The organism is Paraburkholderia sp. BL17N1 (genome assembly GCF_003634175.1).
Classification (GTDB): domain Bacteria; phylum Pseudomonadota; class Gammaproteobacteria; order Burkholderiales; family Burkholderiaceae; genus Paraburkholderia.
The window spans coordinates 1,067,297-1,092,956 of sequence record NZ_RBIW01000001.1 but is presented as its reverse complement, the minus strand read 5'-3'; the positions used below and the strand labels follow the sequence as shown (position 1 = coordinate 1,092,956).

At 62.6% G+C, this 25,660-nt stretch carries 24 protein-coding genes; 3 read left to right on the top strand and 21 right to left on the bottom strand.

Going from position 1 to position 25,660, the window contains the following annotated elements; all coding sequences use genetic code 11:
- Positions 1-28 precede the first annotated feature (28 nt).
- Positions 29-1,054 (top strand): sulfate ABC transporter substrate-binding protein, encoded by a 1,026-nt coding sequence (locus B0G82_RS04745; protein ID WP_121306784.1) that lies wholly within the window; start codon positions 29-31, stop codon positions 1,052-1,054.
- A 92-nt stretch (positions 1,055-1,146) separates the two neighbouring features.
- Here B0G82_RS04745 and bioB read toward each other — a convergent pair whose 3' ends face one another.
- From bioB to B0G82_RS04670, 12 genes are all read right to left on the bottom strand, one after another.
- On the bottom strand, positions 1,147-2,232 hold the full coding sequence (bioB, locus tag B0G82_RS04740) for a biotin synthase BioB (protein WP_116143189.1): 1,086 nt from the start codon (positions 2,230-2,232) through the stop codon (positions 1,147-1,149).
- Between the two features lie 33 nt (positions 2,233-2,265).
- Positions 2,266-3,009 (bottom strand): dethiobiotin synthase, encoded by a 744-nt coding sequence (gene bioD / locus B0G82_RS04735; protein ID WP_121306783.1) that lies wholly within the window; start codon positions 3,007-3,009, stop codon positions 2,266-2,268.
- Positions 3,006-4,190 (bottom strand): 8-amino-7-oxononanoate synthase, encoded by a 1,185-nt coding sequence (gene bioF, locus B0G82_RS04730; RefSeq protein ID WP_116143185.1) that lies wholly within the window; start codon positions 4,188-4,190, stop codon positions 3,006-3,008. Before bioF ends, bioD begins: the two co-directional genes overlap by 4 nt.
- Positions 4,190-5,551: an adenosylmethionine--8-amino-7-oxononanoate transaminase gene (gene bioA, locus B0G82_RS04725; RefSeq protein WP_121306782.1), complete on the bottom strand. Its 1,362-nt coding sequence runs from the start codon at positions 5,549-5,551 to the stop codon at positions 4,190-4,192. The genes bioF and bioA overlap by 1 nt, the downstream gene beginning before the upstream one ends.
- 1,033 nt (positions 5,552-6,584) lie before the next feature.
- Positions 6,585-7,862, bottom strand: coding sequence for a CocE/NonD family hydrolase (locus B0G82_RS04710; protein WP_116143181.1), 1,278 nt, complete (start codon positions 7,860-7,862; stop codon positions 6,585-6,587).
- 572 nt (positions 7,863-8,434) lie between these two features.
- The gene (locus B0G82_RS04700; RefSeq protein ID WP_121306781.1) at positions 8,435-8,884 is read right to left on the bottom strand and encodes a YchJ family protein; all 450 of its coding nucleotides are present in this window, start codon (positions 8,882-8,884) and stop codon (positions 8,435-8,437) included.
- Positions 8,885-8,891: 7 nt separating this feature from the next.
- Complete coding sequence (locus B0G82_RS04695; protein ID WP_121306780.1) at positions 8,892-10,022, bottom strand: acyl-CoA dehydrogenase family protein; 1,131 nt, start codon at positions 10,020-10,022, stop codon at positions 8,892-8,894.
- A gap of 28 nt (positions 10,023-10,050) precedes the next feature.
- Positions 10,051-10,728, bottom strand: coding sequence for an SDR family oxidoreductase (locus B0G82_RS04690; protein WP_106282298.1), 678 nt, complete (start codon positions 10,726-10,728; stop codon positions 10,051-10,053).
- 46 nt (positions 10,729-10,774) lie between these two features.
- Positions 10,775-11,968, bottom strand: a complete 1,194-nt coding sequence (locus tag B0G82_RS04685) for an acetyl-CoA C-acetyltransferase (protein ID WP_116143173.1) — start codon at positions 11,966-11,968, stop codon at positions 10,775-10,777.
- A complete protein-coding gene (gene can / locus B0G82_RS04680; protein WP_106282296.1) occupies positions 11,961-12,737 on the bottom strand; it encodes a carbonate dehydratase in 777 nt (258 codons plus the stop codon). Before can ends, B0G82_RS04685 begins: the two co-directional genes overlap by 8 nt.
- 94 nt (positions 12,738-12,831) lie before the next feature.
- Entirely contained in the window at positions 12,832-14,670 is a 1,839-nt protein-coding gene (gene aceK, locus B0G82_RS04675) for a bifunctional isocitrate dehydrogenase kinase/phosphatase (RefSeq protein ID WP_121306779.1), read from the bottom strand.
- Between the two features lie 84 nt (positions 14,671-14,754).
- Entirely contained in the window at positions 14,755-15,159 is a 405-nt protein-coding gene (locus B0G82_RS04670) for a MerR family DNA-binding transcriptional regulator (protein WP_116118753.1), read from the bottom strand.
- 187 nt (positions 15,160-15,346) lie between these two features.
- Here B0G82_RS04670 and B0G82_RS04665 point away from each other — a divergent pair, with 187 nt between their 5' ends.
- A complete protein-coding gene (locus tag B0G82_RS04665) occupies positions 15,347-16,420 on the top strand; it encodes an MBL fold metallo-hydrolase (protein WP_199730058.1) in 1,074 nt (357 codons plus the stop codon).
- A gap of 75 nt (positions 16,421-16,495) precedes the next feature.
- Here B0G82_RS04665 and B0G82_RS04660 read toward each other — a convergent pair whose 3' ends face one another.
- The 8 genes from B0G82_RS04660 to argS all read right to left on the bottom strand — a co-directional run bounded on the left by B0G82_RS04660 (position 16,496) and on the right by argS (position 24,531).
- Positions 16,496-16,957: a DUF3828 domain-containing protein gene (locus B0G82_RS04660; protein WP_116143167.1), complete on the bottom strand. Its 462-nt coding sequence runs from the start codon at positions 16,955-16,957 to the stop codon at positions 16,496-16,498.
- An 8-nt stretch (positions 16,958-16,965) separates the two neighbouring features.
- Positions 16,966-17,334 (bottom strand): CHAP domain-containing protein, encoded by a 369-nt coding sequence (locus B0G82_RS04655; protein ID WP_121306777.1) that lies wholly within the window; start codon positions 17,332-17,334, stop codon positions 16,966-16,968.
- A gap of 247 nt (positions 17,335-17,581) precedes the next feature.
- Positions 17,582-19,168 carry an ABC transporter substrate-binding protein gene (locus B0G82_RS04650; protein ID WP_116143163.1) on the bottom strand — a complete coding sequence of 529 codons (1,587 nt, stop codon included), beginning with the start codon at positions 19,166-19,168 and terminating at the stop codon, positions 17,582-17,584.
- Positions 19,169-19,432: 264 nt separating this feature from the next.
- Entirely contained in the window at positions 19,433-20,251 is an 819-nt protein-coding gene (locus B0G82_RS04645; protein ID WP_121306776.1) for a cobalamin-binding protein, read from the bottom strand.
- Positions 20,252-20,254: 3 nt separating this feature from the next.
- Entirely contained in the window at positions 20,255-21,034 is a 780-nt protein-coding gene (locus B0G82_RS04640; RefSeq protein WP_121306775.1) for an SDR family oxidoreductase, read from the bottom strand.
- A 15-nt stretch (positions 21,035-21,049) separates the two neighbouring features.
- The gene (locus B0G82_RS04635) at positions 21,050-21,688 is read right to left on the bottom strand and encodes a thiol:disulfide interchange protein DsbA/DsbL (protein ID WP_121306774.1); all 639 of its coding nucleotides are present in this window, start codon (positions 21,686-21,688) and stop codon (positions 21,050-21,052) included.
- 169 nt (positions 21,689-21,857) lie between these two features.
- On the bottom strand, positions 21,858-22,679 hold the full coding sequence (locus B0G82_RS04630; protein ID WP_121306773.1) for an SPOR domain-containing protein: 822 nt from the start codon (positions 22,677-22,679) through the stop codon (positions 21,858-21,860).
- A gap of 61 nt (positions 22,680-22,740) precedes the next feature.
- A complete protein-coding gene (gene argS / locus B0G82_RS04625; RefSeq protein WP_121306772.1) occupies positions 22,741-24,531 on the bottom strand; it encodes an arginine--tRNA ligase in 1,791 nt (596 codons plus the stop codon).
- A gap of 442 nt (positions 24,532-24,973) precedes the next feature.
- On the opposite strand from argS, the gene B0G82_RS04620 reads away from it, so the two are divergent.
- On the top strand, positions 24,974-25,300 hold the full coding sequence (locus tag B0G82_RS04620) for a DUF1840 domain-containing protein (RefSeq protein ID WP_121306771.1): 327 nt from the start codon (positions 24,974-24,976) through the stop codon (positions 25,298-25,300).
- Between the two features lie 143 nt (positions 25,301-25,443).
- Here the strand turns inward: B0G82_RS04620 and B0G82_RS04615 are convergent, their stop codons facing one another.
- Complete coding sequence (locus tag B0G82_RS04615) at positions 25,444-25,653, bottom strand: acid-shock protein (RefSeq protein WP_121306770.1); 210 nt, start codon at positions 25,651-25,653, stop codon at positions 25,444-25,446.
- Positions 25,654-25,660 lie beyond the last annotated feature (7 nt).

Sequence of the window (25,660 nt, the reverse complement as noted above, 5' to 3'; positions counted from 1 at the left end):
GTTTTCATCATCGATAGGCGGGGACGAGATGGCAGGCAAGACGGGGACATCGCGCTGGCTCGCAGCCGGCATGACGGCAATCACGCTCGCGCTGGCGGGCATGTCGACGGCGCACGCGGATACATCGCTGCTCAACGTGTCGTACGACGTGACGCGCGAGTTGTACAAGGACATCAACGCCGGCTTCATCGCGGCGTACAAGCAGAAGAGCGGCGAGAACATATCGATCCGCCAGTCGCACGGCGCGTCGAGCGCGCAGGCGCTGTCGGTGCTGCAAGGCCTGCAGGCCGACGTGGTGACGATGAACCAGCCGAACGACATCGACCTGCTCGCCGAGAAAGGTCAACTGGTGCCGGCCAACTGGCGCGCGCGCCTGCCGGACGACAGCGCGCCGTACACCACGACGATGGTGTTCCTCGTGCGCAAGGGCAATCCGAAACACATCAAGGACTGGGACGATCTCGCCAAGCCTGGCGTGCAGGTGATCATCGCGAATCCGAAGACTTCGGGTAACGGACGCTACACGTATCTGGCCGCATGGGGTTATCGCAAGCAGCACGGCGGCACCGACGCGCAGGCGCTCGACTTCGAAAAAGAGATCTTCAGGAACGTGCCGGTGCTCGACACGGGCGGCCGTGGCGCGACGACCACCTTTACGCAACGCGGCATCGGCGACGTGCTGGTGACGTTCGAAAACGAAGTCGCGCTGATGGACACGGGCGTGGGCGGGGCCAATTTCGAGGCGGTGTATCCGTCGGTGAGCTTGCTGGCGGCGCCGCCGGTGTCGATCGTCGACAAGGTGGTCGACAAGCGCGGGACGCGCAAGGAAGCGCAGGCTTATCTCGACTATCTGTGGTCGCCGGCCGCGCAGGACATCATCGCGCAACATCATCTGCGTCCGCGTGACAAGACCGTGCTCGCGAAGCATGTCGCAGAGTTCAAACCGATCAAGACGTTCACGGTGGAAGAGATGTTCGGCAACTGGCAGAAAGCGCAGCAAACGCATTTCTCCGATGGCGGGACGTTTGATCAGATCATCGTGGATAAGAAGTAGGTTTTTAGCGCCGTAAGTCAGCAAAAAGGCTGCCTCGAAAAACGAGGCAGCCTTTTTTATTGCGCGTGCTCTATCACGCGCGATGCATACGCTCAGTTCGGCGCAGCGTGCTTATCACAGCCATGTTCGCAGCCGCTTTGATCGAGCGGCATTTGCTGCGCGGCCTCGGCGCGAATGCCGAGACGTTCAAGCAACTTGCGGTCGGCCTCTGCTTGCGGATTGCTGGTGGTCAGCAATTGATCGCCGTAAAAAATCGAGTTCGCACCGGCGAGGAAGCACAGCGCCTGCAACGCTTCGTCCATCTGCTCGCGGCCTGCCGACAGACGCACCATCGCGCGCGGCATGGTGATGCGCGCAATCGCGATCGTACGCACGAATTCGAACGGGTCGATCGCTTCGGTGCCGGTCAGCGGCGTGCCTTCCACCTGGACCAGATTGTTGATGGGCACCGATTCCGGATACGGCTCCATGTTCGCCAGTTGCGCGATCAGACCGGCACGCTCACGACGCGATTCACCCAGACCCACAATCCCGCCGCAGCACACGTTGATGCCCGCATCGCGCACGCGTTCAAGCGTGTCGAGGCGGTCCTGATACGTGCGCGTCGAGATGATCTGTCCGTAGAATTCCGGCGACGTGTCGAGGTTGTGGTTGTAGTAGTCGAGGCCCGCTTCGCGCAGCCCTTGCGCCTGATGCGTTTCGAGCATGCCGAGCGTCACGCAGGTTTCCAGACCCATGGCCTTCACGCCGCGAATCATGTCCTTGATCGGTTCGAGGTGGCGGTCTTTCGGATTGCGCCAGGCGGCGCCCATGCAGAAGCGCGTCGCGCCGTTTTCCTTGGCGACCTTGGCGGCGGCGAGCACTTCGTCGACCGGCATCAGCTTGTCGGCCTGCAGGCCCGTATCGTGATGCACCGACTGCGGGCAGTACGCGCAATCTTCCTCGCAGCCGCCGGTCTTGATGGACAGCAACGTGGACAGTTGCACGGTGTTCGCATCGAAATGCTCGCGATGGGTTTGCTGCGCCTTGAACATCAGGTCGTTGAACGGCAGTTCGTACAACGCGACGATGTCGGCGACGCGCCAGCGCGCGACCTGTTTCGCGCCAGCTGCGGCGTTGGCATTGTTGTTTGCCGCGGCTGTGTCGGCGGGTGTGGAAGCGATGTTCAGTTGCGTCATGTCGTCAATCCTCATGGATGGATATGTGAGTTTTTAGCGCTGCGAATGCGTTTGCATGTGCCGCAGCGTCTGCAAAAGCCGTTTGATGTCGAGTTGGTCCGCCGCAAGCTCGGGCGAGGCTGGATTCAGATTCGGCACGATGCCGAGCAACGGCGCGTCGTATTCACGTGCCAGATGCTCGCGGATCGATGCGATGTTTTCGTCGGGGAACGTCATGTCCGGATCGATGCGATTCGCGACCCAGCCGGCGAGCGTGAGCCCGCGCGCGGCGATTGCTTCGGCGGTGAGCAGCGCATGGCTGATGCAGCCGAGCCGCATGCCGACCACCAGCACGACCGGCAGCTTCAACGCGACGGCGAGATCGGCGGTGTCCTGTGTGGTCGTCAACGGCACACGAAAGCCGCCGACGCCTTCCACGACCACGATCTCCGCGCGCTTCAGAGCCTGCGCGTGACAATCGACGATGTGGCCGAGATCGAACGTGACGTTTTCCAGTGTGGCCGCGATGTGCGGCGCGGCCGGTTCCTTCAGCAGATACGGCGTGCGCATCGCGGGCGGCAGCAACACGTTGGACGCGGCGTCGAGTTGATCCGCGTCTTCGTTATGCAGCACACTGTTCAGTTCGAACGCGCCGGCGGCGATCGGCTTCATTGCGGCAGCTTGCAAGCCTTCGCGGACGAAGCCGCGCAACAGCGCCGACGAGACGAACGTCTTGCCGATTTCCGTATCGGTGCCGGTGACGAACAACGACAGTGCGTGTTGAACTGTGCTATTCATGCCGCTTTCGCTCCGAGTTGCTGCAAGCCGGCTTCGAGACGGTCGAGGTCCGCTTGCGAGTGCGCGGCCGACAGCGAAATACGCAAACGCGACGTGCCGGCGGGCACGGTGGGCGGACGGATCGCCGGCACCCACAGACCCGCGCGATCGAGCGTGGCCGCGATGTCGAGCGTGGCGTCGTTCGCGCCGATGATGAGCGGCTGCACGGCAGTATGCGAGTCGACCGGCAGCCAGGGCGTCGCCTTCAGCATGGCGCGCGTGCGTTCGATCAGTTGCCGAAGATGCGCGCGACGCGCGTCGCCCTCCTCGCCACCGATGATGCGCAAGCTCGCCGACACCGCGTGCGCCGCGGCCGGCACCGACGCGGTGGTGAAGATGTACGGACGCGCGCGCTGCACGAGCCATTCGATCACGGTTTCATGCGCGGCGACGAACGCGCCGGAGACGCCGGCCGCTTTGCCGAGCGTGCCGATCGAAATGAGGTTCGGCGAACGGAGCGCGGCTTGCGCGATCGCGCCGCGGCCTTGCGGGCCGAGCACGCCGAAACCGTGCGCGTCGTCGACGATCAGCCATGCGCCGTGTTGCTCCGCGAGTTCGAGCAGACGCGGCAGCGGTGCGATATCGCCGTCCATGCTGAAGACGGTATCGGAGACGATCACTTTGACGTCGGCCTCCGAGGCTTCGAGCATTGCGCTCAGCGCTTCTGTATCGCAGTGCGGGTAGATCTGCACGTCGGCGCGGGACAAGCGCGCGCCGTCGATCAGCGAGGCGTGATTGAGCGCATCGGAGAAGAGCGTCGTGCCGCGGCCCGCGAGCGCGGTGAGCGTGGCGAGATTCGCCATATAGCCGGTGCTGAAGTAGAGCGCGCGAGCGTTATCGACGAAGCCGCCCGCGAATTCCGCGAGATCGTCTTCGAGTTGCGCGTGCGCGCGCGAGTGGCCGCCGAGCAGATGAGAGCCACCGCTGCCCGCGCCATAACGCTGCGCGCCTTCAGCGATCGCCGCGATGAGTTGCGGATGCGCGGCGAGACCGAGATAGTCGTTACTGGCGAAGCCGATGATTTCGCGGCCGTCCACAGTCATGTGCGCGGCGCATGGCGTTTCGGCAGTGCGGCGGCGACGGCGCAGGCCGCGCGCATCGATTTCCGCGAGGCCTTCGGTGAGCCTGTCGAGCAGGTGCATTAGCGGGTCTCCGCGAGCGTGGCTTCGAAGGTTTCGCGCGTGCGCGAGGCGAGCAGCGCGAGTTCTTCGTCGTCGAGGATATATGGGGGCATCAGATACACCGTGGTCGAAATCGGGCGCAGCAGCAGTTCGCGCTGCAGCGCGTTTTCGAAGAAGCGGCGCGAGAATGTTTTGGCTTGCTGGGCGTCGTCGATCACGGCATCGAAGGCGAAGAGCGTGCCGCACTGGCGCAGATTGCGGACTTGCTTGTGCTCGGCTAGCGGCATGAGCGCGGCCTTCAGCTTCGCGGATTTTTGCGCGTTGGCGGCAAGCACGTTGTCGCTCGCGAACAGATCGAGCGTGGCGAGCGCCGCGCGACACGCGAGCGGGTTGCCGGTGTACGAGTGCGAATGCAGGAAGCCGCGCGCGGTGTCGTCGTGATAGAAGGCCGCGAAGATTTCGTCACGCGACAGCACGATGGAAAGCGGCAGATAGCCGCCGCTGATCCCTTTCGACAGACATAAAAAGTCCGGCCAGATGCCGGCCTGTTCGCAGGCGAAGAAAGTGCCGGTGCGTCCGCAGCCGACGGCGATTTCATCGGCGATCAGATGCACACCGTATTGGTCGCACAAGGCGCGCAATCCGGTGATATACGACGCGTCGTGCATGGCCATGCCGGCTGCGCACTGCACGAGCGGCTCGACGATTAGCGCGGCGACTTTCGTGGCGCGTGTTTCGAACAGCGAGCGAACGTTATCGAGCGCGCGGCGCGCGACGTCGGCGGCGTTTTCACCTGGTTGCGCGAGGCGGGCGTCGGGCGATGCAACGACGTGCGCGTGGCGGATCAGCGGATCGTAGGCGTCTTTGAAGAGCGCGACATCGGTGACGCCGAGAGCGCCGATGGTTTCGCCGTGGTAGCTATTGGCTATGCAGACGAATTCCTGCTTGTCCGCGAAACCGCGATTGCGCCACGAGTGGAAGCTCATCTTCAGGGCGATTTCGACGGCGGATGCGCCATCTGATGCGAAGAACGCGTGGCCCAGCGTGTTGCTCGTCAGCGCGCTGAGCCGCTCGGCGAGTTCGATGGCCGGTTCGTGCGTGCAGCCGGCGAGCATGGCGTGTTCGAGCGTGTCGAGCTGGTCTTTCAGTGCCGCGTTGATGCGCGGGTTGGCGTGGCCGAACAGGTTGACCCACCAGGAGCTGATGGCATCCAGATAACGATGGCCTGCGCGGTCATAGAGCCACGCGCCCTGGCCGCGCGCGACGGGCACGAGCGGCAGGCGTTCGTGGTGCTTCATCTGCGTGCAGGGGTGCCAGACGGCGCGGAGGCTGCGGGCGATCCAGTCTTCGGGGGCGGCTGATGGTGGTGCTGGGTTTTCCAAAGGGGTACTCCAGGGGTGCTTTTTTGCCGCTGCGCGGGGTGGCTTTTTAGGGCCGTTTTCAGTCGGGTGGCGCGGATTTTTTTGCGCTGCGCGCGGCTCTTGGCGGGCTTGCGGGGTCGAGATTAGCGGTTTATTTCGTGCTGTGCACTAGGGGTTCGATGCGCGTTTTTGCCTGCGGCGCTGGGGATTGGCGATGTTCGGTGCAGGTGGTTTCTGTTTGTGAGTGAAGGTCGCTGATCGGCGGAGTTGACGACGGCAAAGTAGTGGCAACTTACTGGCGGGGATTTGGGGTTTTGGGTCTGCGCCGGCTCGGATTTTCGTGTCTGTGTTCTCTGCGGGGTTGGCCTTTCCTTGCATTCATGGTGGTCTATTGGCGTTGCCCCTGTGCGGGGCGGCACCTACTTTCTTTGCCGCGGCAAAGAAAGTAGGCAAAGAAAGCCGCTTCACACCGCGAGCCCATAAGCGGGTCCCCCGCACAGCCGCGGTAGTGGCGCATCTGGAATCTGTGCCCCGCACATTCGACGCTTGTGACACAGCAGTCATACCTCCCGCCTCGCGCTGCGCGCTCGCCGGAAGGGACTGCGTAAGTCGACTGGGTTTTTCGTGCGCGGTGGGGCCGACGACCTCGTTTCGGCATGAACGCCGAAACGATGAGGATTGGAGAAGTTGGTACACGGATAGGGGCTGGTAGCTCAGGAAGTACTGAGCACAAGAGCGAACCGATGGTTTGACGAATTACCGCGACGGCGCGCGCAGCGCCGCCGGAAGAATGACGGCCTTGTCACTGAGGCTGAATGTGCGGGGGCACAGATTCCAGATGGGCCAGCGCCCCCTCCAAGCCGAGGGACCCGCTTATGAGCTGGCGGTGTGAAGCGGCTTTCTTTGCCTACTTTCTTTGCCGCGGCAAAGAAAGTAGGTGCCGCCCCGCACAGGGGCAACGCTAATAGACCACAAAGAGATCAAGGAAAGGCCAACGCCTCAAAGAACACCGAGAAGCAACACCCGCCGGGCAGGCATAAACAAAACCGGACTCCTACTCCCGACTAGCAAGAGCCCGCCGAGCATCGGCGCCGCCAGCAGCACCCCCACCATCAGCCGTCTGCGAAGACTGATCCCCCCAAACAACGGAGCTATTCACCGCATACAACCTGCAAGGCGCAGAAGACTGCTTCTGACAATTCGCGACCGCGACCGACATCGGATCATCACCGCCCTCAGCCCAGGACCAGGCCCCCGAGTCAGAAACAGCAAACGCCCGACTAGGAAACTGATGCAAGAAATTCCGATACCCATTACGCCCGGCTTCATCGACAAACGGCACGGCGTCGACCGCATCGACAGCAGCAAACCCACTGGCTTTAGGCGTGGACGGATCCGACACACGATACTGCACGCCAGTCGGCATGCCCACCTGCGCGAGAAAAGCCTCGACAGCCGGCCACCACACATGCACGCCATCACGATCGCCGACCAGCCGGTGCGCGTCATTCTTGTAGTTGCCGAAATCCACCATCTTCGCGCTCGCGCCATGCGCGCCATAAGCGGCGTACATGGCCGCCACCAACCGCGCGTTCCAGACCGAATCGTTATCGCCGTACATCCACAGCGATGGCACCTTGGTCTTTTCGCCATACGCGCCGAACGCATGCGTCAGGTTGCCCTGCCAGTCGCCGCACGCGTCCTGCCGCAAGCCGCCCGAGAAATTGATCAGCGCCCTCACGCCCGGCGCAGCTTGCGTGCCGTACGCCATCGTCGCAAGACCGCCGTGTGAGGTGCCGGCCACGACGATATGCGTCGCGTCCACGTAAGGTTGCTTCGACATGAAGTCGACCGTCGCGGCGACGTCGCCGGCCTGGCCGATGCCGTTTTTCTCGACGTCGCAACCGTCCTGCTGATACACGCCGTCCGAGTGACCGAAACCCTGGCGGTTCGGCGCCACCACCACGTAGCCGCGGCGCACGAATTCGCGCGCGAACGGCAGCGGGTCGCTGCGCTCCTGCGTGTGCGGATCGCCGGGAATCTTGCCGTGGTTGAAAACGATCATCGGAAACGGGCCAGCGCCGTCCGGTTTGTAGATCGTCGTTTCGAGAGTGACCGTGCCGGCTGCATCGACCGGTACGCGGATGATCTGTTCGTTGAGACCGGCGGTGGGCAGATAGACGTCGTCGTCGAGCGCGATGCGCGGCACGTGTGCGCGGGTCAACGGTCCCGGCTGCGTGTCCGCGAGCGGGTCGGCGTGCGCGAGTGCGACAGCGCATGTAGCCGCTGCACAGATCACCGCACACTTCGTCAGAACCTTGCTGAACACCATTCACGCACCTGCCTCAAAAACCTGCCCTGAACACCGTGGCGTCTGTCTGTCGAAAGTCATTGCTGACATTTGCCTTTCGGGCGGGTTTTCGACAAACAAAAACACACTCGCGTACGGAGTGCACCAGAGGCGCACGCACGCTATTCGAGATCGCACGGGATGAACCCAAACGGCCGACGCGACCCCACGCGCCGATGATGAGCGCCACGGCTGCTGCCCGAAACCGCCGCCGGAACCACACTGTCTGGTGCCCGGCAGGGCTCCCTGCGCATTTTGCGGAGCTGGTATCGACCGGCCCTCGCAACGTGACGTCATGAAGCTACGGCCTCATCCTGGCACGACAATTTTGTTTTGTGCAATCAAGGAGAACCCGCGTCGCAAAAATTGCCGCGTGCTGTTTGATCGCTGAGCCCGGTCGATACAGGCGTCACCGGCGTTTGGCGCACCGAAGCAATCAGGCGTGGCGCGGGTCATGTGGCATCTCGCCAACAAAAAAATGGCCCTGCTATCAGGGCCATATGTGAGCGCGGCGTAAGGACGCTGCGGCGTCTTGTAAGGGGCAGAAAGGGACTTTATTCGCTGATGTCGCCGTCGACGTAGCGCCAGCGGCCATCATCGCCGCGAACGAAACGGCTCAGTTCGTGCAACCGACGCGCGCGGCCGCCCACCTTGTAACGTGCGACGAATTCGACCGTCGCGTGATCGGCGTCGGTTTCTGCAAACGCCTTGATTTGTAGTCCGAGCCAACGCGGCGCATCGGGTGCGGCCGGGTCCGCGTCGAGATCGGCGGGGCAGGTCTGCGGCGCCCAGGTGGCGCGCAGGTAATCCGTTGAGCCTACAACATAGGCGCTATAGCGCGAGCGCATCAGTTCGAGCGCCCGTGGCGCCGTTTCGCCGCCGTCGATATAGCGGCCGCAGCACTGCGCGAAGCGCGGCGCCTTGGCACCGCTACGCTGGTCGGGCGCGGCGCCGCCGCACGGACAGTCGGATGGTCGTTGCACTAACAACATTTGCTTATTCATCTGACTTTCAGCCAAGACCACGCGCGATCAAAATCTTCTGGATGTCGCTGGTGCCTTCGTAGATCTGGCACACGCGCACATCGCGGTAAATGCGCTCGACCGGGAAGTCGCTCAGGTAGCCGTACCCGCCGTGAATCTGCAAAGCGGCAGAACAGATGCGCTCGGCGGCTTCGGACGCGAATAGCTTGGCCATCGCGGCTTCGGTCAGGCACGGTTGACCGGCGTCTTTCAACGATGCGGCGTGCCAGATCAATTGTCGCGCCGCTTCGAGTTGCGTCGCCATGTCGGCGAGGCGGAATTGCACGGCCTGGTGCGAAAACAGCGGTGCGCCGAAACTTTCGCGCTCCTTCGCATAACTCAAGGCCGCTTCGAACGCGGCGCGCGCCATGCCGACGCTTTGCGCGGCGATACCAATGCGTCCGCCTTCCAGCCCCGACAACGCGATCCGGTAGCCTTCGCCTTCCGCGCCGATCAGATTCGCGGCCGGCACGCGGCAGTCCTCGAAAATGATCTGCGCCGTATCCGACGAATGCTGGCCGAGCTTGTCCTCGACTCGCGCCACAACGTAGCCCTTCGTGTCGGTGGGCACGATGAACGCGCTGATGCCGCGCTTGCCCGCCGCTTTATCGGTCACGGCCATCACAATCGCGAGGTTGCCGTTCTTGCCGCTCGTGATGAATTGTTTGACCCCGTTCAGCACGTACGCGTCGCCGTCACGTGTGGCGGTGGTGCGCAACGCGGATGCGTCGGAGCCGGCCTGCGGTTCGGTCAGGCAAAACGCGCCGAGCATCTCGCCGCGCGCAAGCGGCGTCAGCCAGTCGCGTTTCTGCGCGTCGTTGCCAAAGGTCAGCAGAATGCTGCAGACGGGGCAGTTGTTGACGGAGATAGCCGTCGAGGTGCCACCGTCGCCGGCGGCGATTTCTTCGAGAATCAGCGCGAGCGCCAGCGCGTCCATGCCGGCGCCGCCGTACGCTTCGGGCACCAGCACGCCATACGCGCCGAGTTCGGCGAGTTGCCGGTGCACATCCTTCGGAAAAGTACGCTCACGGTCCCACGCCGCGGCATGCGGCGTGATCGCTTCGCGCACGAAGGTGCGCAGCGCGTCGCGGACCATCAAGTGATCCTGATCAAGCACCATGTATGTGTCTCCCGTGCGGCACAGCTGCTCACCAGTCGAGCAGCGTGCCGTCGTATTGATAGAAGCGGCCGTTGAACTCTTCATGCGCCGCCGCGGCTTGCGCCAGCACTTCTCGCATGCCGGTGACGCTGCGCGCCGGATCGATCGCCGCCTGCGCACCGCCCATGTCGGTGCGCACCCAGCCCGGATGCAACGACACGCACGCGGCGCGCTTCGCTTCCAGCGACGCGAGTTTCAGGGCGTCGTTCAACGCCGCCTTGCTCGCGCGATACAGCCACCCGGTCGTGCCGCTCGCGTCGCCGATGCTGCCCATCTTGCTCGAGATCACCGCGAACACGCCGCCGGCCTCTTCGACGAGCGGCAGCAGGATCGGCATCAGTTGCATCGGTCCGCGCACGTTGGTGTGCATGACGTGGTCGAAGTCTTCAGCGGTGATCGTCTCGATGCCTTCCGTGCGCGGGCCGTACACGCCCGACACCAGGATCGCCGCGTCGAGTCGCTCACCGTCGAGCTTCCAGCCGAGCGCGGCGATTTCTTCCGGCGCGCTCACATCGAGTGAAAAAGTTTCGGCGCCGAGTTCGTTCAACGCGTCGAGCGCGGCGCCGTCGCGCGCGGTGGCGAGCACGCGCCAGCCGCTCTTTTTGTACTGCCGTGCAAACTCCCGACCGATGCCGCGCGATGCACCGACGATCAACACTGTCTTCATGGAATACCTCAGCAAGCCGTCAAAACAGCGCGCTCAAAAACGCGGGTTAAACCAGTTCGATACCCATCGCCGTCGCTTCACCACCGCCGATACACAGCGTGGCGACGCCGCGCTTGCCGCCGCGCTTCTTCAGCGCGCCGATCAGCGTGACGAGAATCCGCGCGCCCGACGCGCCGATCGGATGGCCGAGCGCACAGGCGCCGCCGTTCACGTTGACCTTCTCGTGCGGCAGATGATGTTCCTTCATGGCCGCCATCGTCACGACGGCAAAGGCTTCGTTGACCTCATACAGGTCGACCTCGTCGGCGCGCCAGCCGTTCTTCTCGAACAGCTTGCGAATCGCGCCGACCGGCGCGGTGGTGAACTTCGCCGGCTCCTGCGCGAATGTCGAGTGACCGACCACGCGGGCAATCGGCTCGACGCCGAGACGCTTCGCGGTCGATTCGCGCATCATGACGAGCGCGGCCGCGCCGTCGGAAATCGACGACGAATTCGCCGCCGTCACGGTGCCGGTTTTGCTGAACGCCGGTTTGAGCGTCGGAATTTTTTCGATGTTCGCCTTGAACGGCTGCTCATCACGATCGATCGTGACATCGCCCTTGCGGCTCTCCACTTTCACCGGCGCGATTTCCCAGGCAAACGAACCGTCTTCGTTGGCGCGTTTCGCACGATTGAGCGACTCGACGGCGAACGCGTCCTGCGCCTCGCGCGTGAAGTCGAACGAGCCTGCGCACTCTTCAGCGAAGGTGCCCATCAGTCGGCCTTTTTCGTAGGCGTCTTCGAGGCCGTCGTAGAACATGTGGTCGATCACCTGACCGTGGCCCATGCGCATGCCGCCGCGCGCCTTGGGCAGCAGGTACGGCGCATTCGTCATGCTTTCCATGCCGCCCGCGACAATCACATCGACGGAGCCCGCCGCGAGCATGTCGTGCGCGAACATCGCCGCGCGCATGCCGGAACCGCACATCTTGTTCACCGTCGTGCTCCCCGTGGCGAGCGGCAAGCCGGCGCCGAGCGCGGCCTGACGCGCGGGCGCCTGACCGAGGCCGGCGGGCAGCACGCAGCCCATCACCACTTCGTCGATCTGCTCGGGCTTCAGTCCCGCGCGTTTCACGGCGGCTTCTATCGCTACCGAGCCCAATTGCGGCGCCGTCAGCGCGGCGAAGTCGCCTTGGAATGCCGCCATTGGCGTGCGTGCCACGCCCACGATGACGATCGGATCAATCTTTGTCTCACTCATGTTTAAGCTCCTTGATTACGCCTTCGACGATAGCCGGCACGTCGCCGAGCTGCGCCGCATCGGCGGCGACCACGTCGTTCTCAGCCTTGTGCGGGCCACTAGCCGACACCGCCGCGACGCACTTCTGATAGGTGGCATCGAGCGCGCCCGGCTCGCTGACCGTCATGCCGAGATTGCGCACCTTGCCGTCATGCACGCCGTACGCCCAGCCGTGTACCGTCAATTCCTGGCCGCGCGCCCACGCATCGTTGACGATGGTGGTGCGGCATACGTTCATCACCTGTTCGATCGCGTTCAGTTCGACCAGCCGCCGATGGCGCACCTCACCGATCGGCCATTCCTCGATCAGCGCCGCATGTTTGGTGCGCACGTCCTGCACGTGATGCAGCCAGTTGTCCGCGAGACCCACGCGACGGCCGTGCAGCGCCGCGCCGACGCCCGAGCAACCGTAGTGGCCGACTACCATGATGTGCTTGACCTTTAGCAGATCGACGGCGAACTGGATCACCGAGAGACAGTTCAGATCGGTATGCACGACCACGTTGGCGATGTTTCTGTGCACGAACACTTCGCCCGGCGGCAAGCCGATGATCTGGTTCGCCGGCACGCGCGAATCGGAGCAGCCGATCCATAAATACTCGGGCGTCTGCTGATGCGCGAGGCGCGAGAAATACTCTGGGTCTTCGGACAGCTTGCGGGCGACCCACGCTTCGTTGTTGTCGAACAGATGCGAGAGCGGATTGTCAGGAGTTGAATCGTTCGTGTTCATGGTGCGTTTTGGCGGTTGCTCGACCGATCGACCGGTCGATGTCGTTACATAAGGTTCGGACGAGGCATCTGAAGATGCGAGCGGCGCGTGAGCCTCACGCCACCCGCACGCTGCGCGCGTCGGCTGGCGCATCTGGCGCGTGCGATGCAAGGTCGGCGGCATCGACGAAGCGTTCCGGGTAGCGGTTGCAGAAGCGCACGCTGTCGTCGTACGGGAAAAAGTCGGGCAGTTCGCCTTTCAATAGATGATCCTTGTGCCGTTGCCATAGCGCAGGATCGAAGAAGTCCGCGTGATGCTGCATGAAGGAACGGCGCACGCGTGGGTCGCCGAGCAGGAATGTGCCGTACGTTTCCGGGAAGATGTCGTGCGGGCCGACCGAGTACCACGGCTCGCCCGACATTTCGTCCTCCTCGTTACGCGGCGCCGGCACCGCGCGCACGTTGCAGTCGGTCAGATATTCGATTTCGTCGTAGTCGTAGAACACCACACGGCCGTGACGCGTCACGCCGAAGTTCTTGTACAGCATGTCGCCTGGAAAGATGTTCGCCTGCATCAGTTCCTTCACCGCGTTGCCGTATTCCTTGATACCGTGCTCGACGTCTTCGTCGTTGCCGTTCTGCAGGAACAGATTGAGCGGCACCATGCGGCGTTCGATATACATATGGCGAATCACCAGGTTGTCGCCGTCGTATTCGAGCAGCGACGGCACTTCCTTCTCGAGCTCGCGCACCAGCGCTTCGTCCAGACGTGAGCGGGGCAACGCCACGCTCGAATATTCGAGCGTGTCGGCCATGCGGCCCAGCCGGTCATGTCGCTTGACGAGCTGATACTTGCTTTGGATCTGCGCGCGCGTGGTTTCCTTCGGCGGCGGGAAGTTGTCCTTGATCAGCTTGAACACGTACGGAAACGACGGCAGCGTGAACACCAGCATCACGAGCCCCTTGATGCCGGGCGCGATGATGAACTGATCGCTCGAATGCGAGAGGTGATGCAGCAGGTCGCGATAGAACAGATTCTTGCCCTGCTTCTGTAAGCCCACCGACGTATAGATTTCCGCCTTCGGCTTGCCTGGCATGATGGTGCCGAGAAATTCGACGTAGGCGGACGGCACTTCCATGTCCACCAGGAAGTACGAATGCGAAAAGCTGAAAATGATCAGCAACTGTTCGCGCTTGAGCAGCACGGTGTCGAGCGCGAGCACGCCCGGCTTCACATGACGCAAGGGCACCGCGAACGGCAGCAGCAAATCGCCGTTGATGATCCGTCCGACGATATACGCCGACTTGTTCCGGTAGAACAGCGACGAAAGCACGTGAATCTGGAAATTGGGCGCTTCGTCGAACGCACCGAACGCGTCGTGGATCGCTTGCATCACGCAGCCGACGTCGCGCGTCAGGTCTTCGAACGACGGCTCCAGCTGGAAGTTCGTGACGATACGTTCAAGCGTCGCCGCGAGTCCGTCTTTGCCCGGATAGTACGCACGGTAAGTCGGTTTCGCGGCCGGCTCGTCGTTCTCGATGTATTCGGTCGAGATGGCCGGGCGCACGAAAATGAAATCGTTGTTGAAGTACGAGCGGTGCAGGATCTTGCAGCATACCGAATTAAAAAACGTTTCGGCGCACTCCGGCTGACGGTGCGTGGTCAACAGGCCGATGTAATGCAGCTTGATCTGCTGCCACACTTCGCTGTCGATTTTTTCCGCGTCGTATTCGTCTTCGAGCAGTTCGACGCATTCATCGACACGCTCGTCGTATGAAGTAATGCGATCGCGCGCGAGCTTCTGCAGACCGTGCCAGTCGGCTCTTTCGAAGAGCGTCTTGGCGTGGATCGCGGCGTCGCGAAAGATCCGGTAATGCCGGTCGAATCCTTCGAGCATGGTCTGCGCGAGGTCAAAACCGATCTGCGACGACAGCAGTTTGGGGAAGTGATTCATGTCGACCGCGCATTCGCCTCATGTCGTGAAGACACCCGTGATTGTATCGTCGGGCGCACCTGCGACGCATCGCGCCGCGATTGTTCAGGCCGGCTTGGCTTCGCGCGTGCCGCCGTCCAGCAGCGCGCGCGCCTGGGTTTCGTATTGCGCGAGGTCTTCGAGCGTCGCGTTCAGGTCTTCCAGTTGACGCTCGAGCACTTCGCGATGACGCGCCACCGTGGCGAGGAACGCGTGCAACTGCGGCACCGTGTCGGTCGGCGACTCGTACACGTCCAGCAGATCGCGAATCTCCGAAAGGGTGAAGCCGAGCCGTTTGCCGCGCAAGGTGAGCTTCAGACGCGTGCGGTCGCGGCCCGAATAGACGCGCCGCAGGCCACTCGACCCTTCACGGCTCGGAGAGAGTAAACCCTGGTCTTCGTAGAAGCGGATCGCGCGGGGCGTGACGTCGAATTCCCGCGCGAGCTCGGTGATCGTGTATTGCGTGTTCATCGGGGCATTCCGTGGCCGGGCAGGAAATCGGATTGAACGATAGAATCGACGTTTACGTTATCGTCAACTTGAGTTGAACGCAACCAGGCGCAGTACGGCGGCGGTACGTCATTCGCACACGGCAACCACGCCGTCCGGCATCGCACACCTCGCCATGCCGGACGGCCGACGGAGGAAGACACCCACAATGAATGCACTCGAACATCAACTCGACTACCCGTTCAACGACACCTTGCCGGACGCGGGCCATGCGTTGGAAGTCGCGCCAGGCGTGTTCTGGCTGCGCATGCCGTTGCCTTTCGCGCTGGATCACATCAACCTCTGGCTGTTGCGCGACGAGATCGACGGCCAGCTGGGCTGGACGGTGGTCGACTGCGGGATCACCTCGGACACGATCAAGGAGAACTGGGAGAAAGTGTTCGACTCGGTGCTCGACGGCCTGCCGGTGCTGCGCGTGATCGTCACGCATTGCCATCCCGATCACATCGGCCTCGCGCACTGGATTTGCGCCGGCGGCGACAAAAAGCGCTGGGACGTGCGGCTATGGATGACGCTTGGCGAATACATGCAGGCCCGCGTCATGGCTGCCGGCGACGGCTCGAATGCGGGCGGCGAGGGCGCGGCACGACACTTCGCGCGACACGGCGTGACCGACGAAGAGTCGCTTGAGAAATTGCGCAATCGCAAGAGCTATTACGCGAGTCTCGTGCCGGCGATTCCGGGGCAATATCGCCGGTTGCGGGAAGCGGACGGCGTGGAGATTGGTGGCAAGACCTGGCGCGTGGTGACCGGCTTCGGCCATTCGCCCGAACACTGCGCGTTGTTCTGCGAAGAGACCGGCGTGCTGATTTCCGGCGACATGGTGCTGCCGCGCATCTCGACTAACGTGTCGGTGTTCGATATGGAGCCGGAAGGCACGCCGCTCGCGTTATATCTGGAGTCGCTAGGCCGTTACGAGACGATGCCGGAAGACACGCTCGTGCTGCCTTCGCATGGCAAGCCGTTTCGCGGCGTGCGCACGCGCATCCGCCAGTTGCGCGAGCATCACGACGCGCGCCTGGCCGAAGTGCGCGAGGCGTGCGCGGAGAAGCCGCAGAGCGCCGCGGATATTGTGCCGCTGATGTTCAAGCGGCAACTCGATATCCATCAGATGACGTTTGCGATGGGTGAAGCGCTAGCGCACTTGCATCTGCTGTGGCTTGCCGGTGAGTTGAAGCGTAGACAGGATGCGGATGGGGTGATTCGGTTTTCGCCGGCGTGATCGAGGTGGTGTGTTGATGGGAGAGGAAAGCCCGCAGGCGGGGGCTTTCAGTGGTCAATGCGGCACTGAAACGTACTATTTGTCATCTTGCGTATCGTCGATTTTGGTGATCTTCCAGACACCATTCTGTTTGCGCAGAAACGCAAGAATGGTTTTCTTCTCTGCGGATCCGAACGTAACGGGAACGAGCGCGACATCGTCAAGCATGATCGCGGGATGCGTTGCAATGTGCGCGAGCCAATCCTGCTCGTCGTAATCCTGCACCTTTGTGAAGTACTCGGCCCTTTCGGCAAACTTGTTTTGCTTATATTCGGCCCTCAGGAAGTCGACGGTCGATCTCGATACGTAGCGATAGACTTCCTTGTCCATGAGAGCATAGCCGCGGTCTTCTGAATCCCGCTTGATGAACCACGTATAGAAAGCCTTGGTACTGGCCTCGGGCGTCGTGGCCTGGCGCATCTGCGCGAGCGCCAGCGGCTGAAAGAAGCTGCCGGAAATGACGAAGAGCGCCGCAATTAGCATGAAGATTTTTCGCATGATGCCGCTCAGTCGTGACGGTAGATTTGATAAGGCGGACGTGCGCTCCGGTATGCTGGGCCGGGATAAAAACCGTATTGCTGTCTGAAATCGGAAATCCAGATTCGTCCGTCGTACATGGCCATATGACCGTCCGGATGGTTCGCGATGGCCTGGATCACGACGACATCCCCTTTCTGCGGATTTGCGTCGCTTACCTCATAAAAGCCTGTGCAGATTAACGAAGAGCCATAGTTCCTCGCGGAGTACATCACCATGAGTGAAATTCCGCCGCGCTGGATTGCCTCTCGAACGTATCTTGCGCAACGTTGCTGGCTTGAAGATTCCGCATGCCATTGAAGATAGTCGACAGCGGAATTTATATTCCAATAAGGCATAAAATAGGTATCCAAATTAAATTTGAATCCTAACGTCGTTCGTTGATGTGGTGCTAAAAAAATGACAAACTTTTAACGTTTCCTGCAATTAATGCGTATTGCAGAAGTCTTTTTCATCGAGATACCCGCAATGCATAGCGTATTGCGCGAATTAGTAATCGAGCCTCGGATGCCGGTAAAGCAAAAAGCCCGGAGCTTTCGCAACCGGGCTTTCTTTCGCATGCGGCACGTTCAAACGCGAACGCGATTACTGCACCGACACCGCTCCGAAGTTTTGCCGCCCAAACGGACTCACGTGATACCCACTCACGTTCGTGCGCGCGATCGCCGCAGCAGTCGGATACCCAAGCGGAATCCACAGCGCCTGATCGTGAATGATCTGCTGCGCCTGTTCATACGCCTTCGTGCGCTTGGCCTGATCCGGCGTTGCTTTGCCGTCGGCGATCAGCTTGTCCAGATCCTGGTCGCAGAACCGCGCGAAGTTGATCCCCGACTTCACCGCGTTGCAACTGAATAGCGGCGACAGGTAGTTGTCCGGATCGCCGTTGTCGCCGGCCCAACCCATGAAGAGCGAATCATGCTGGCCTTGCTTGGCCTGCTTGATCAGTTCGCCCCATTCGATCACCTTCACGTCGGCCTTCACGCCGATCTTTGCGAAGTCGGCTTGCAGCAGTTCGGCGCCGGCCTTCGGATTCGGATTCAGCACGCTGCCGTTCGGCCGCACCCAAATAGTCGTTTCGAAACCGTTCGGATAACCCGCGTCGGCGAGCAGCTTCTTTGCCTTCGCCGGGTCGTACGGCCACGCTTTCACGGCCTTGTCGTAGCTCCACGTGTTCGGCGGATACGGATTCACGGCCGGCGTCGCCGTGTTGTCGAACACGGTCTTCAGATACGTGGTGCGATCGAACGCCATGTTCAGCGCGGCGCGTACCTTCTGGTTGTCGAGCGGCTTCTTCTGCGTGTTCAACGCGACGAACGCCGTCATGAACGCGGGCGTCTGCACGATGGCAAGCGACTTGTCCGTCCTGGCATCAGCGAGGTCCTGCGGCTTCGGCGACAAGGCGATCTGGCATTCGCCCGCCTTCACTTTCTGCGCCCGCACCGTGGCGTCCGGCGTGATCGCGTAGATCAGGCGGTCTATCTTCGGTTTCGGGCCCCAGTAGGTCGGATTCACGTCGTAGCGAATCACTGCGTCTTTCGTATAGCTCTTCAGTTCGAACGGACCGGTGCCGATCGGCTTTGAGTTCAGATCGACCTGCTTGCCGGCCTTGAGCAACTGATCGGCGTATTCAGCCGAATAGATCGAGGCGAAACCCATGGTCAGGATCGAGACGAAGGTCGCGTCGGGCGCGTTCAGTTCGAACTTGACGGTGTTGTCGTCGACCTTGCTGATCGACTTGATGAGCTTCGGCAGACCCATCGACTGCGCATGCGGGAAGCCGCTCGCGCCCGCCACCTTGTGCCACGGATTGCTATCGTTGAGCATGCGGTCGAACGTGAAGACGACGTCGTCTGCATTCAGCGCGCGCGTGGGCTTGAAGTAATCAGTGGTCTGGAACTGCACGTTCGGGCGCAGATGGAACGTGTAGGTGAGGCCGTCGGGGCTTACGTCCCACTTGTCGGCCAGCGCCGGCACCACTTTCTTCGCGGCCTCGTCGTACGAGACCAGCGAGTTGAAGATCACGTCGGCCGACGCGTTGGTCGTGACGAGCGAATTGAACTGCACGACATCGAAGCCGTCGGGGCTCGACTCGGTACAGACGGTCAGCGGTTTGGCGAGCACGAGCGCGGGCGCCGTGAACAGTACGGCGGCTGCGAGCAGTTTGAAGCGCATAGGATCTCCCATAACAAGCGCAGTCAGGCAGTGCGTCTGGTTGTGTGATTATGTTCCGTTGACGAAGGACGGGCGGCCTTGCGGCGTAGCCGTCATCTTTATTGTGATACGTTTCCGGCGCTGGCGCATGGGTTGGCTGTCGCCGACGCGCGCGCGGGCCTTCGCGAAAGCTTATCGAAGGGTGGTTGCGGCGACAACAACATAATCCGCATATTCATATGGCGGGTGCGGCCCAGATTTAAGGCGCGCTGTCCTTGCACGCGCTCAGGCCGTCGCAGCGCGCTGCATCAGGTAAGCGATGCCTTCGATCGCGCGCACGCCGTACCACGACACCATTTCCCCACCGATCAACTCAATGCGCTTGCCGGCCAGGCGCGCGTCGCGTTTCAGCGCGTCGCAATGGACCTGTGTAAAGCGATACGGCTCGCTGGAGAGCAGGATGCGGTCGACCTGGGCGAGCCACGGCGCGGTGTCGAAGTCGAGCGTCGGGTAACGCGCGGCGCCTGCCGCACCGCCTTGCACGTCCGGCAGTGTGTGCCAGTTGACGAGCCGCAGCATCGTCGAGATATAGGTGTCGCGCGCTACGGTCATCCAGGGTTCGCGCCAGATCAGATACAGCACATTTTGCGGAATGAACGCATGCGCCGCCGCGTCGCGAAGGCGAGCTTCGAGCGCTTCGCTCAGGCGCTGCGCTTCCTGCGCACAACCGAAAATCGCGCCCAGCAGTGTATAGAGCGCCAGATTGTCCCGCGGCGTTTGAGGATGCGTCACGACAATATGCGGCACAAACGCCCGCAACTGCTCGACAGTATCGCGTTCGTTTTCGTCGATATTGACGATCAGATGGGTGGGGCGCAACGCACGAATGGCGTCGAGGTTCACAGCCTTGGTGCCGCCGACTTTGCGCACCGATTGCACCTTGTCGTGGGGATGCACGCAAAAACCGGTGCGGCCGACAATCTGCTTGTCGAGGCCAAGCGCAAACAGCAGTTCAGTGATGCTTGGCACCAGCGAAACAATGCGCGTCGCGGCGCCCGCTGGTTCGTGCGCGACGCCGGCTGCATCGACCGCACGGGGTTGCATGGCTTACTCGGCTTCGGCGGTGGCGCGCGGCTTGCGCGGCGCCCGCTCGAAAGCGCGGTCGTAGAGCCAGCGCGGCAGCACGTGCAGCAGCATGGCCACCACGCGCATCTGCCAGGGAAACACCGCGAACGCGGTTCGACGTTCGATCGCCTGCGCCACCTTGAGCGCGAAACGGTCGGCGTTCATCAGGAACGGCATGGTGTACGGGTTGTGCTCGGTCATGGGCGTGCGGATATAGCCGGGCGCAATCGTCACCACGCCGACATCATGCGGCCGCATTTCGACGCGCAACGCTTCCAGATATTTGAGCGCCGCCGATTTCGACGCGCTGTACGCGCCGGAGCCCGGCAAGCCACGCACACTCGCGACACTGGCGATTCCCACCAGCGTGCCGCGTTTCGCGGCGATCATCGCGGCGGCGAACGGCTCGAAAGTCGCGACCATGCCGAAGTAGTTGATGTCCATCACTTCGCGGAACGTGCGCAGATCGCCGTGACCGGTGACCGCGCCGCGGCTGATGCCGGCGTTGGCGATCACGACGTCAGGCAGGCCGTGCCGCGCGATGAACTGTGCAGCCGCATCGGCGAGCGCTTCCGCGTCGCGCACATCGACGGAGTAGATGGAGACGGTATTCTGCGGATGGGACTTCTGGAAGGCGGCGAGGGCGTCGCCGCGGCGGGCAACGAGGCCGAGAATCGCGCCGCGCCGCGCATATTCGGCGGCGAGCGCGAGGCCTATGCCACTCGAAGCGCCGGTAATGAAAACCTTCAGGGGGGAACTCATTCCGGCGCCTTAGCTTTACATCTTCTTGGCGCGGACCTGGGCGACCAGGTAGTCGAGCACCTGGATCGTGCCCGGCAGGCTGTTGGTCGCGGCCGGGCCGGTTTCATACTTGCCCTGCACGGCCAGCGTCGGCACGCCGTCGATCTTGTAGTCGTCCAGCAGCTTCTTGTCCTTCTGCAGCGCGCTTTGCGTCGAGAACGAGTTGTACGCGTCCATGTACTTCTTCGGATCGACGCCGTTCTTCGCGAGGAACTTGGCCTGATCTTCCGGCGTCAGCAGATAGTCCTTGTTGACGTGGATTTCGTTGAAGACCTTCGGCGTGAGCTGCGTGGCGAGGCCGAGCGCGTCGAGCGCGTGGTACATCTTGGAATGCGGAATGAAGTCGTCCCGGAAGGCGACCGGCACGCGCTTGAACACCACGTCCGGACCTTGCTTCTTCACCCACGCTTCGAGGTACGGGTTGAATTCATTGCAGTGCGGGCAGCCGTACCAGAAGAATTCGGTGACTTCGATCTTGCCGGCGGGCACGTCGGTGGGCTGCGCGTTGGGCAGCACGGTGAAATCCTTGCCCGACACCGGCGCGGTGGGCGATGCCTGTGCCGAGGCGGCAACGAGGCCCAGCGAGAGGAACAGAATGCTCAGCAGTTTCTTCATGTTGTTGACCCAAGTAGGCGTAGAACGGTGGCGCCACGCAAATGCCCGTCACCGTCTTCAAGATTCGGCGTTGAACGGTTTGAACCGTCCGTCGTGCTTGTGACACGCGCCGCACGCCGATAGTTCGGCGGCGGCGCGTTCCGGCAAATCACCGTGTATTTATTGTGGCTTATTGCTTCGTGAAGCGGATCACTGCGGTATCCACGCCCGCGTCCGACAGACGCTGACGGCTCGAATTCATGTCTTCGAACTTCGAGAACGGCCCGATACGCACGCGGTAATACGTGACGCCGCCGGCGTCGCGCTGCGTGACTTTCGATTCGAAGCCCTGGAAGGCGAGGCGCGCGCGCTGCTGTTCGGCGTCCGCCGAGGTCTTGTACGCGCCCACTTGCAGGAAGTAGCCGGTGTTCGCATCGCCCGGCGCGGGCGTCGCGCCCGAACCGGGCTTGGCGTTAGCGGCCGTGGTGGACGAAGTGCTCTTCGGCGCCGAACCTGCCGCGGTGGCGGCCGGTGCGCTGGAGGCTTGCGGCTTCTTCGCCGGCGTGGTGGCCGTGCCGTTGCCGTTATCCTGCGCGGGCTTCGGTGCGACCGCCGTGCCGTTCGCGTTGCCGTTGTTGGCGTTAGAAGGCGGCACCTCGACGATCTGCGGTTCTTCCAGCATGCCCGACTGCGTCTGCGAGTTGGTCTGGCCGGGCGCGGTGTTCGGCGGTGCCGGCTGCGCGGCTTGCGGCACAGGCTGACCCGGCGTCTTGCCTTGCAGCGGACGGTTCGGGTCGTATTGCGGCTGGTTCGCGCTGGAAGAATCGGACGCCGCCGGCGGCGCCACCTTCGAGACGAAAGGCGTAGGCGCACGGGTGATATACAGCGCAACCACCACCGCGATCGCAAGGCCGACGATCAGGCCCAGCACGATTCCGAGAAAAGTGCCCCCGGTTTGTTTCGATTGCTTTGTTGTGCGGCGTGGTTTTGCCATCGTATGAATCACCTGCAAAAAGAATCCTGGAACGGCCGTCGATTATAACGACGGCCGCATGCATGTTGCGCCGGAGGACTTACATCTTGGCGGGAGCGGAGACGCCGATCGTCGCGAGACCGTTGGCCAGCACTTGACGCGTGGCCGCGAGCAGCGCCACGCGTGCATTGCGCTCGGCCGCGTCGTCGACCAGCACGCGCTCGGCACGGTCATTGTAGAACGAGTGGAATTCCCCGGCGAGGTCGCGCAGATAGAACGCGACCGCGTGCGGCGCGAGTTCGTCGGCGGCGTGTTGCAGCATGTCCGGGAATTCGGCGAGTTTGTTCAACAGGGTCATCGCGCGTTCGCTGGTGAGCGGCGAGACGTCCACGTCCGCCAGCGTGCTTTCGTCCGTGCTGTAGCGCGCCTTGCTTTCGGCGATGACCGAGCAGATCCGCGCGTGCGCGTATTGCACGTAATGCACCGGATTCTCGTCGTTCTGCTTCAGCGCGAGGTCGATGTCGAACACGAATTCCGTATCCGCCTTGCGCGAGATCAGGAAAAAGCGCACGGCGTCGCGGCCGCGGCGAATCGTTTCCTCGTCGATCAGATCGACGGCGGCTTCCGAGCCCGGCGTGGCGCCGCCCGACCATTCGATCAGGTCGCGCACCGTCACGTAACTGCCGGCACGCTTGGAGATCTTCACCTCTTCGCCGTTGCGCATGACCGTGACCATCTTGTGCAGGATGTAGTCGGGATAGCCTTTCGGAATGCCGACGCCGAGACCTTGCAGCCCGGCGCGCACCCGCGCGATCGTGCCGTGGTGGTCCGAACCCTGAATGTTGATGACCTTGGTGAAGCCGCGTTCCCACTTGGCGACGTGATAGGCGACGTCCGGCACGAAGTACGTGTAGGTGCCGTCGCTCTTGCGCATCACGCGGTCTTTGTCGTCGCCGTCGTCGGTGGTGCGCAGCCACAGCGCGCCTTCCTGTTCGTAGGTCTTGCCGGCGGCGATCAAGGCCTCGACGGTCTTCTCGACCCGGCCTTCCTTGTACAGCGACGATTCCAGATAGTACTGGTCGAACTTCACGCCGAATGCCTGCAAGTCCATGTCCTGCTCGCGCCGCAGGTACGCCACGGCGAAGCGGCGGATCGCTTCGAGGTCTTCGACGTCGCGCGCGCCGGTGACCGGCTCGCCGTCGCTCGCGGCCACGGTGACGCCGTTCAGATAGTCTCGCGCGATCTCGGCGATGTACTCGCCGTTGTATGCCGAAGCCGGCCAGCCTGCGTCGCCGGGAGCGAGGCCGCGCGCGCGTGCCTGGGTCGACAGCGCGAGTGTCTGGATCTGCACGCCGGCGTCGTTGTAGTAGAACTCGCGGTGCACATCATAGCCTTGTGAGGCCAACACGTTCGAGAGCGCGTCGCCGAGCGCGGCCTGACGGCCGTGGCCGACGTGCAGCGGGCCGGTGGGGTTGGCCGAGACGAATTCGATCAGCACATGTTTGCCGGCGTCGCGCTGCGAGCGGCCGAAAGCTTCTTTCTCGGCGAACACGGCGGCGATCACAGCCTGCTTGGCGGCGGACGCGAGGCGCAGGTTGATAAAGCCGGGGCCGGCCACTTCGGCGGCTTCGACGAGGCCTTTGGCCTGCGGTTGCGCGAGCAGCGCGTCGACAATCTGTTGCGCCAGCTGACGCGGATTGGCGCGCAGCGGCTTGGCGAGTTGCATCGCCACGTTGCACGCGACGTCGCCGTGCGCGGCGACTTTGGGACGCTCCAGCGTGATGGTGGGCGACACGAACGCGGCTTCGCTCGCGCCTTGCGAGGCGGTCGCGACCTGCTTCACGGTGTCGGCGAGCAGTGTTTCGAGGGTAAGTTTATGTGCAGGCAGCATGCTTGTTGCGAGTCCAGTGAGGCAATCCGGTGATGCGGGAGAGGCGCCGGCCGCGCGAGGCGCAACCGGTTCGTCAGAAGCGTGGAAAGCGGCATGCACTTGCCGAAGCGCGGCGGGCGCAATGCGCCCGGTATCAGGCACGTTGTCTGCAACGCTTCAAATGCGGTGCAGCCGGCCTGCCGTGGCGTTGACCGCTGGGCGGGCCGCGGCGGTTCGCGGGTTGTGCTCAACCGGCCTGGCCACGTTACACGCACTTCGCCGCGCGGTGCATTGCGGCACGCTTTTCCGTCCAGACGGATTTTAGCAGGTGCTAATATGTTCAATGAGATGCCCAACAAGGGCCGTGGCCGCTGCGCCTGATCGCGAGCCAACGTAACGCGCGCTGGCAGTTGCCTTTGGGCGGCTTGCGCGCCAATCCAACATAACGAAAAAGGGAACAGTCATGCTGATTACTTTCAAATGCCGCGCCTGTCCGGACGTGATGATGCTGGAAAATCTCGCGCAGTATCTGGTCGGCATCGTCGGCAAGCGGCTGGGTGAGCGCGGCGTGATCACTCACGACGAAGCGGGGCCGGCCATCGAGAAGCTCGAGGCAGCCATTACCTTCGACAAGCAGGAACGCGCCGAGCACGACGGCCATTTTCACGAAGGCGAAGACGGCCACGAGCATCACGAAATTCCGCCGGGACTCGCGCAGCGCGCGTATCCGTTCCTCGACATGCTGCGCGCGGCGCAGAAGGAAAACGCGGATATCGTCTGGGGTCTCTGATCCCACGCTGAACCGCTGTGCGCGGCGTTCAAAAGAGCCGTGGCACCCGGCGGGGCGAAACCTTGCGCACCAATGAAAAGAGCCCGCTTAATGCGGGCTCTTTGTCGTTCAGAGATTCAGACCGACCGGCGCTGCCGAGCCGCTTACTGGCTGGCGGCGTCCGCCGGTGCGGCTGCGGGAGCCGACGCACCCTTCTTCGCTTTCTGCTTCTTCGGTTTCTTGACGTGTTTCACCGTGGGCGGCGAATACGAACTGACCGAGCTGGAACCGCCAGGTGCGGCGGGCTGGGCCAGCGCCGGCGTGGCGCCCAAGGCAAGCGAAACAGCGGTCAACAACAGCGTCAGCTTCTTCATACGATTT

Excerpts from the sequence above, each read along its gene's own strand:
- B0G82_RS04745 (WP_121306784.1), top strand. The coding sequence starts at position 29 with ATGGCAGGCAAGACGGGGACATCGCGCTGGCTCGCAGCCGGCATGACG.
- bioB (WP_116143189.1), bottom strand. The coding sequence starts at position 2,232 with ATGACGCAACTGAACATCGCTTCCACACCCGCCGACACAGCCGCGGCA.
- bioD (WP_121306783.1), bottom strand. The coding sequence starts at position 3,009 with ATGAATAGCACAGTTCAACACGCACTGTCGTTGTTCGTCACCGGCACC.
- bioF (WP_116143185.1), bottom strand. The coding sequence starts at position 4,190 with ATGCACCTGCTCGACAGGCTCACCGAAGGCCTCGCGGAAATCGATGCG.
- B0G82_RS04710 (WP_116143181.1), bottom strand. The coding sequence starts at position 7,862 with ATGGTGTTCAGCAAGGTTCTGACGAAGTGTGCGGTGATCTGTGCAGCG.
- B0G82_RS04700 (WP_121306781.1), bottom strand. The coding sequence starts at position 8,884 with ATGAATAAGCAAATGTTGTTAGTGCAACGACCATCCGACTGTCCGTGC.
- B0G82_RS04695 (WP_121306780.1), bottom strand. The coding sequence starts at position 10,022 with ATGGTGCTTGATCAGGATCACTTGATGGTCCGCGACGCGCTGCGCACC.
- B0G82_RS04690 (WP_106282298.1), bottom strand. The coding sequence starts at position 10,728 with ATGAAGACAGTGTTGATCGTCGGTGCATCGCGCGGCATCGGTCGGGAG.
- B0G82_RS04685 (WP_116143173.1), bottom strand. The coding sequence starts at position 11,968 with ATGAGTGAGACAAAGATTGATCCGATCGTCATCGTGGGCGTGGCACGC.
- can (WP_106282296.1), bottom strand. The coding sequence starts at position 12,737 with ATGAACACGAACGATTCAACTCCTGACAATCCGCTCTCGCATCTGTTC.
- aceK (WP_121306779.1), bottom strand. The coding sequence starts at position 14,670 with ATGAATCACTTCCCCAAACTGCTGTCGTCGCAGATCGGTTTTGACCTC.
- B0G82_RS04670 (WP_116118753.1), bottom strand. The coding sequence starts at position 15,159 with ATGAACACGCAATACACGATCACCGAGCTCGCGCGGGAATTCGACGTC.
- B0G82_RS04665 (WP_199730058.1), top strand. The coding sequence starts at position 15,347 with ATGAATGCACTCGAACATCAACTCGACTACCCGTTCAACGACACCTTG.
- B0G82_RS04660 (WP_116143167.1), bottom strand. The coding sequence starts at position 16,957 with ATGCGAAAAATCTTCATGCTAATTGCGGCGCTCTTCGTCATTTCCGGC.
- B0G82_RS04655 (WP_121306777.1), bottom strand. The coding sequence starts at position 17,334 with ATGCCTTATTGGAATATAAATTCCGCTGTCGACTATCTTCAATGGCAT.
- B0G82_RS04650 (WP_116143163.1), bottom strand. The coding sequence starts at position 19,168 with ATGCGCTTCAAACTGCTCGCAGCCGCCGTACTGTTCACGGCGCCCGCG.
- B0G82_RS04645 (WP_121306776.1), bottom strand. The coding sequence starts at position 20,251 with ATGCAACCCCGTGCGGTCGATGCAGCCGGCGTCGCGCACGAACCAGCG.
- B0G82_RS04640 (WP_121306775.1), bottom strand. The coding sequence starts at position 21,034 with ATGAGTTCCCCCCTGAAGGTTTTCATTACCGGCGCTTCGAGTGGCATA.
- B0G82_RS04635 (WP_121306774.1), bottom strand. The coding sequence starts at position 21,688 with ATGAAGAAACTGCTGAGCATTCTGTTCCTCTCGCTGGGCCTCGTTGCC.
- argS (WP_121306772.1), bottom strand. The coding sequence starts at position 24,531 with ATGCTGCCTGCACATAAACTTACCCTCGAAACACTGCTCGCCGACACC.
- B0G82_RS04620 (WP_121306771.1), top strand. The coding sequence starts at position 24,974 with ATGCTGATTACTTTCAAATGCCGCGCCTGTCCGGACGTGATGATGCTG.
- B0G82_RS04615 (WP_121306770.1), bottom strand. The coding sequence starts at position 25,653 with ATGAAGAAGCTGACGCTGTTGTTGACCGCTGTTTCGCTTGCCTTGGGC.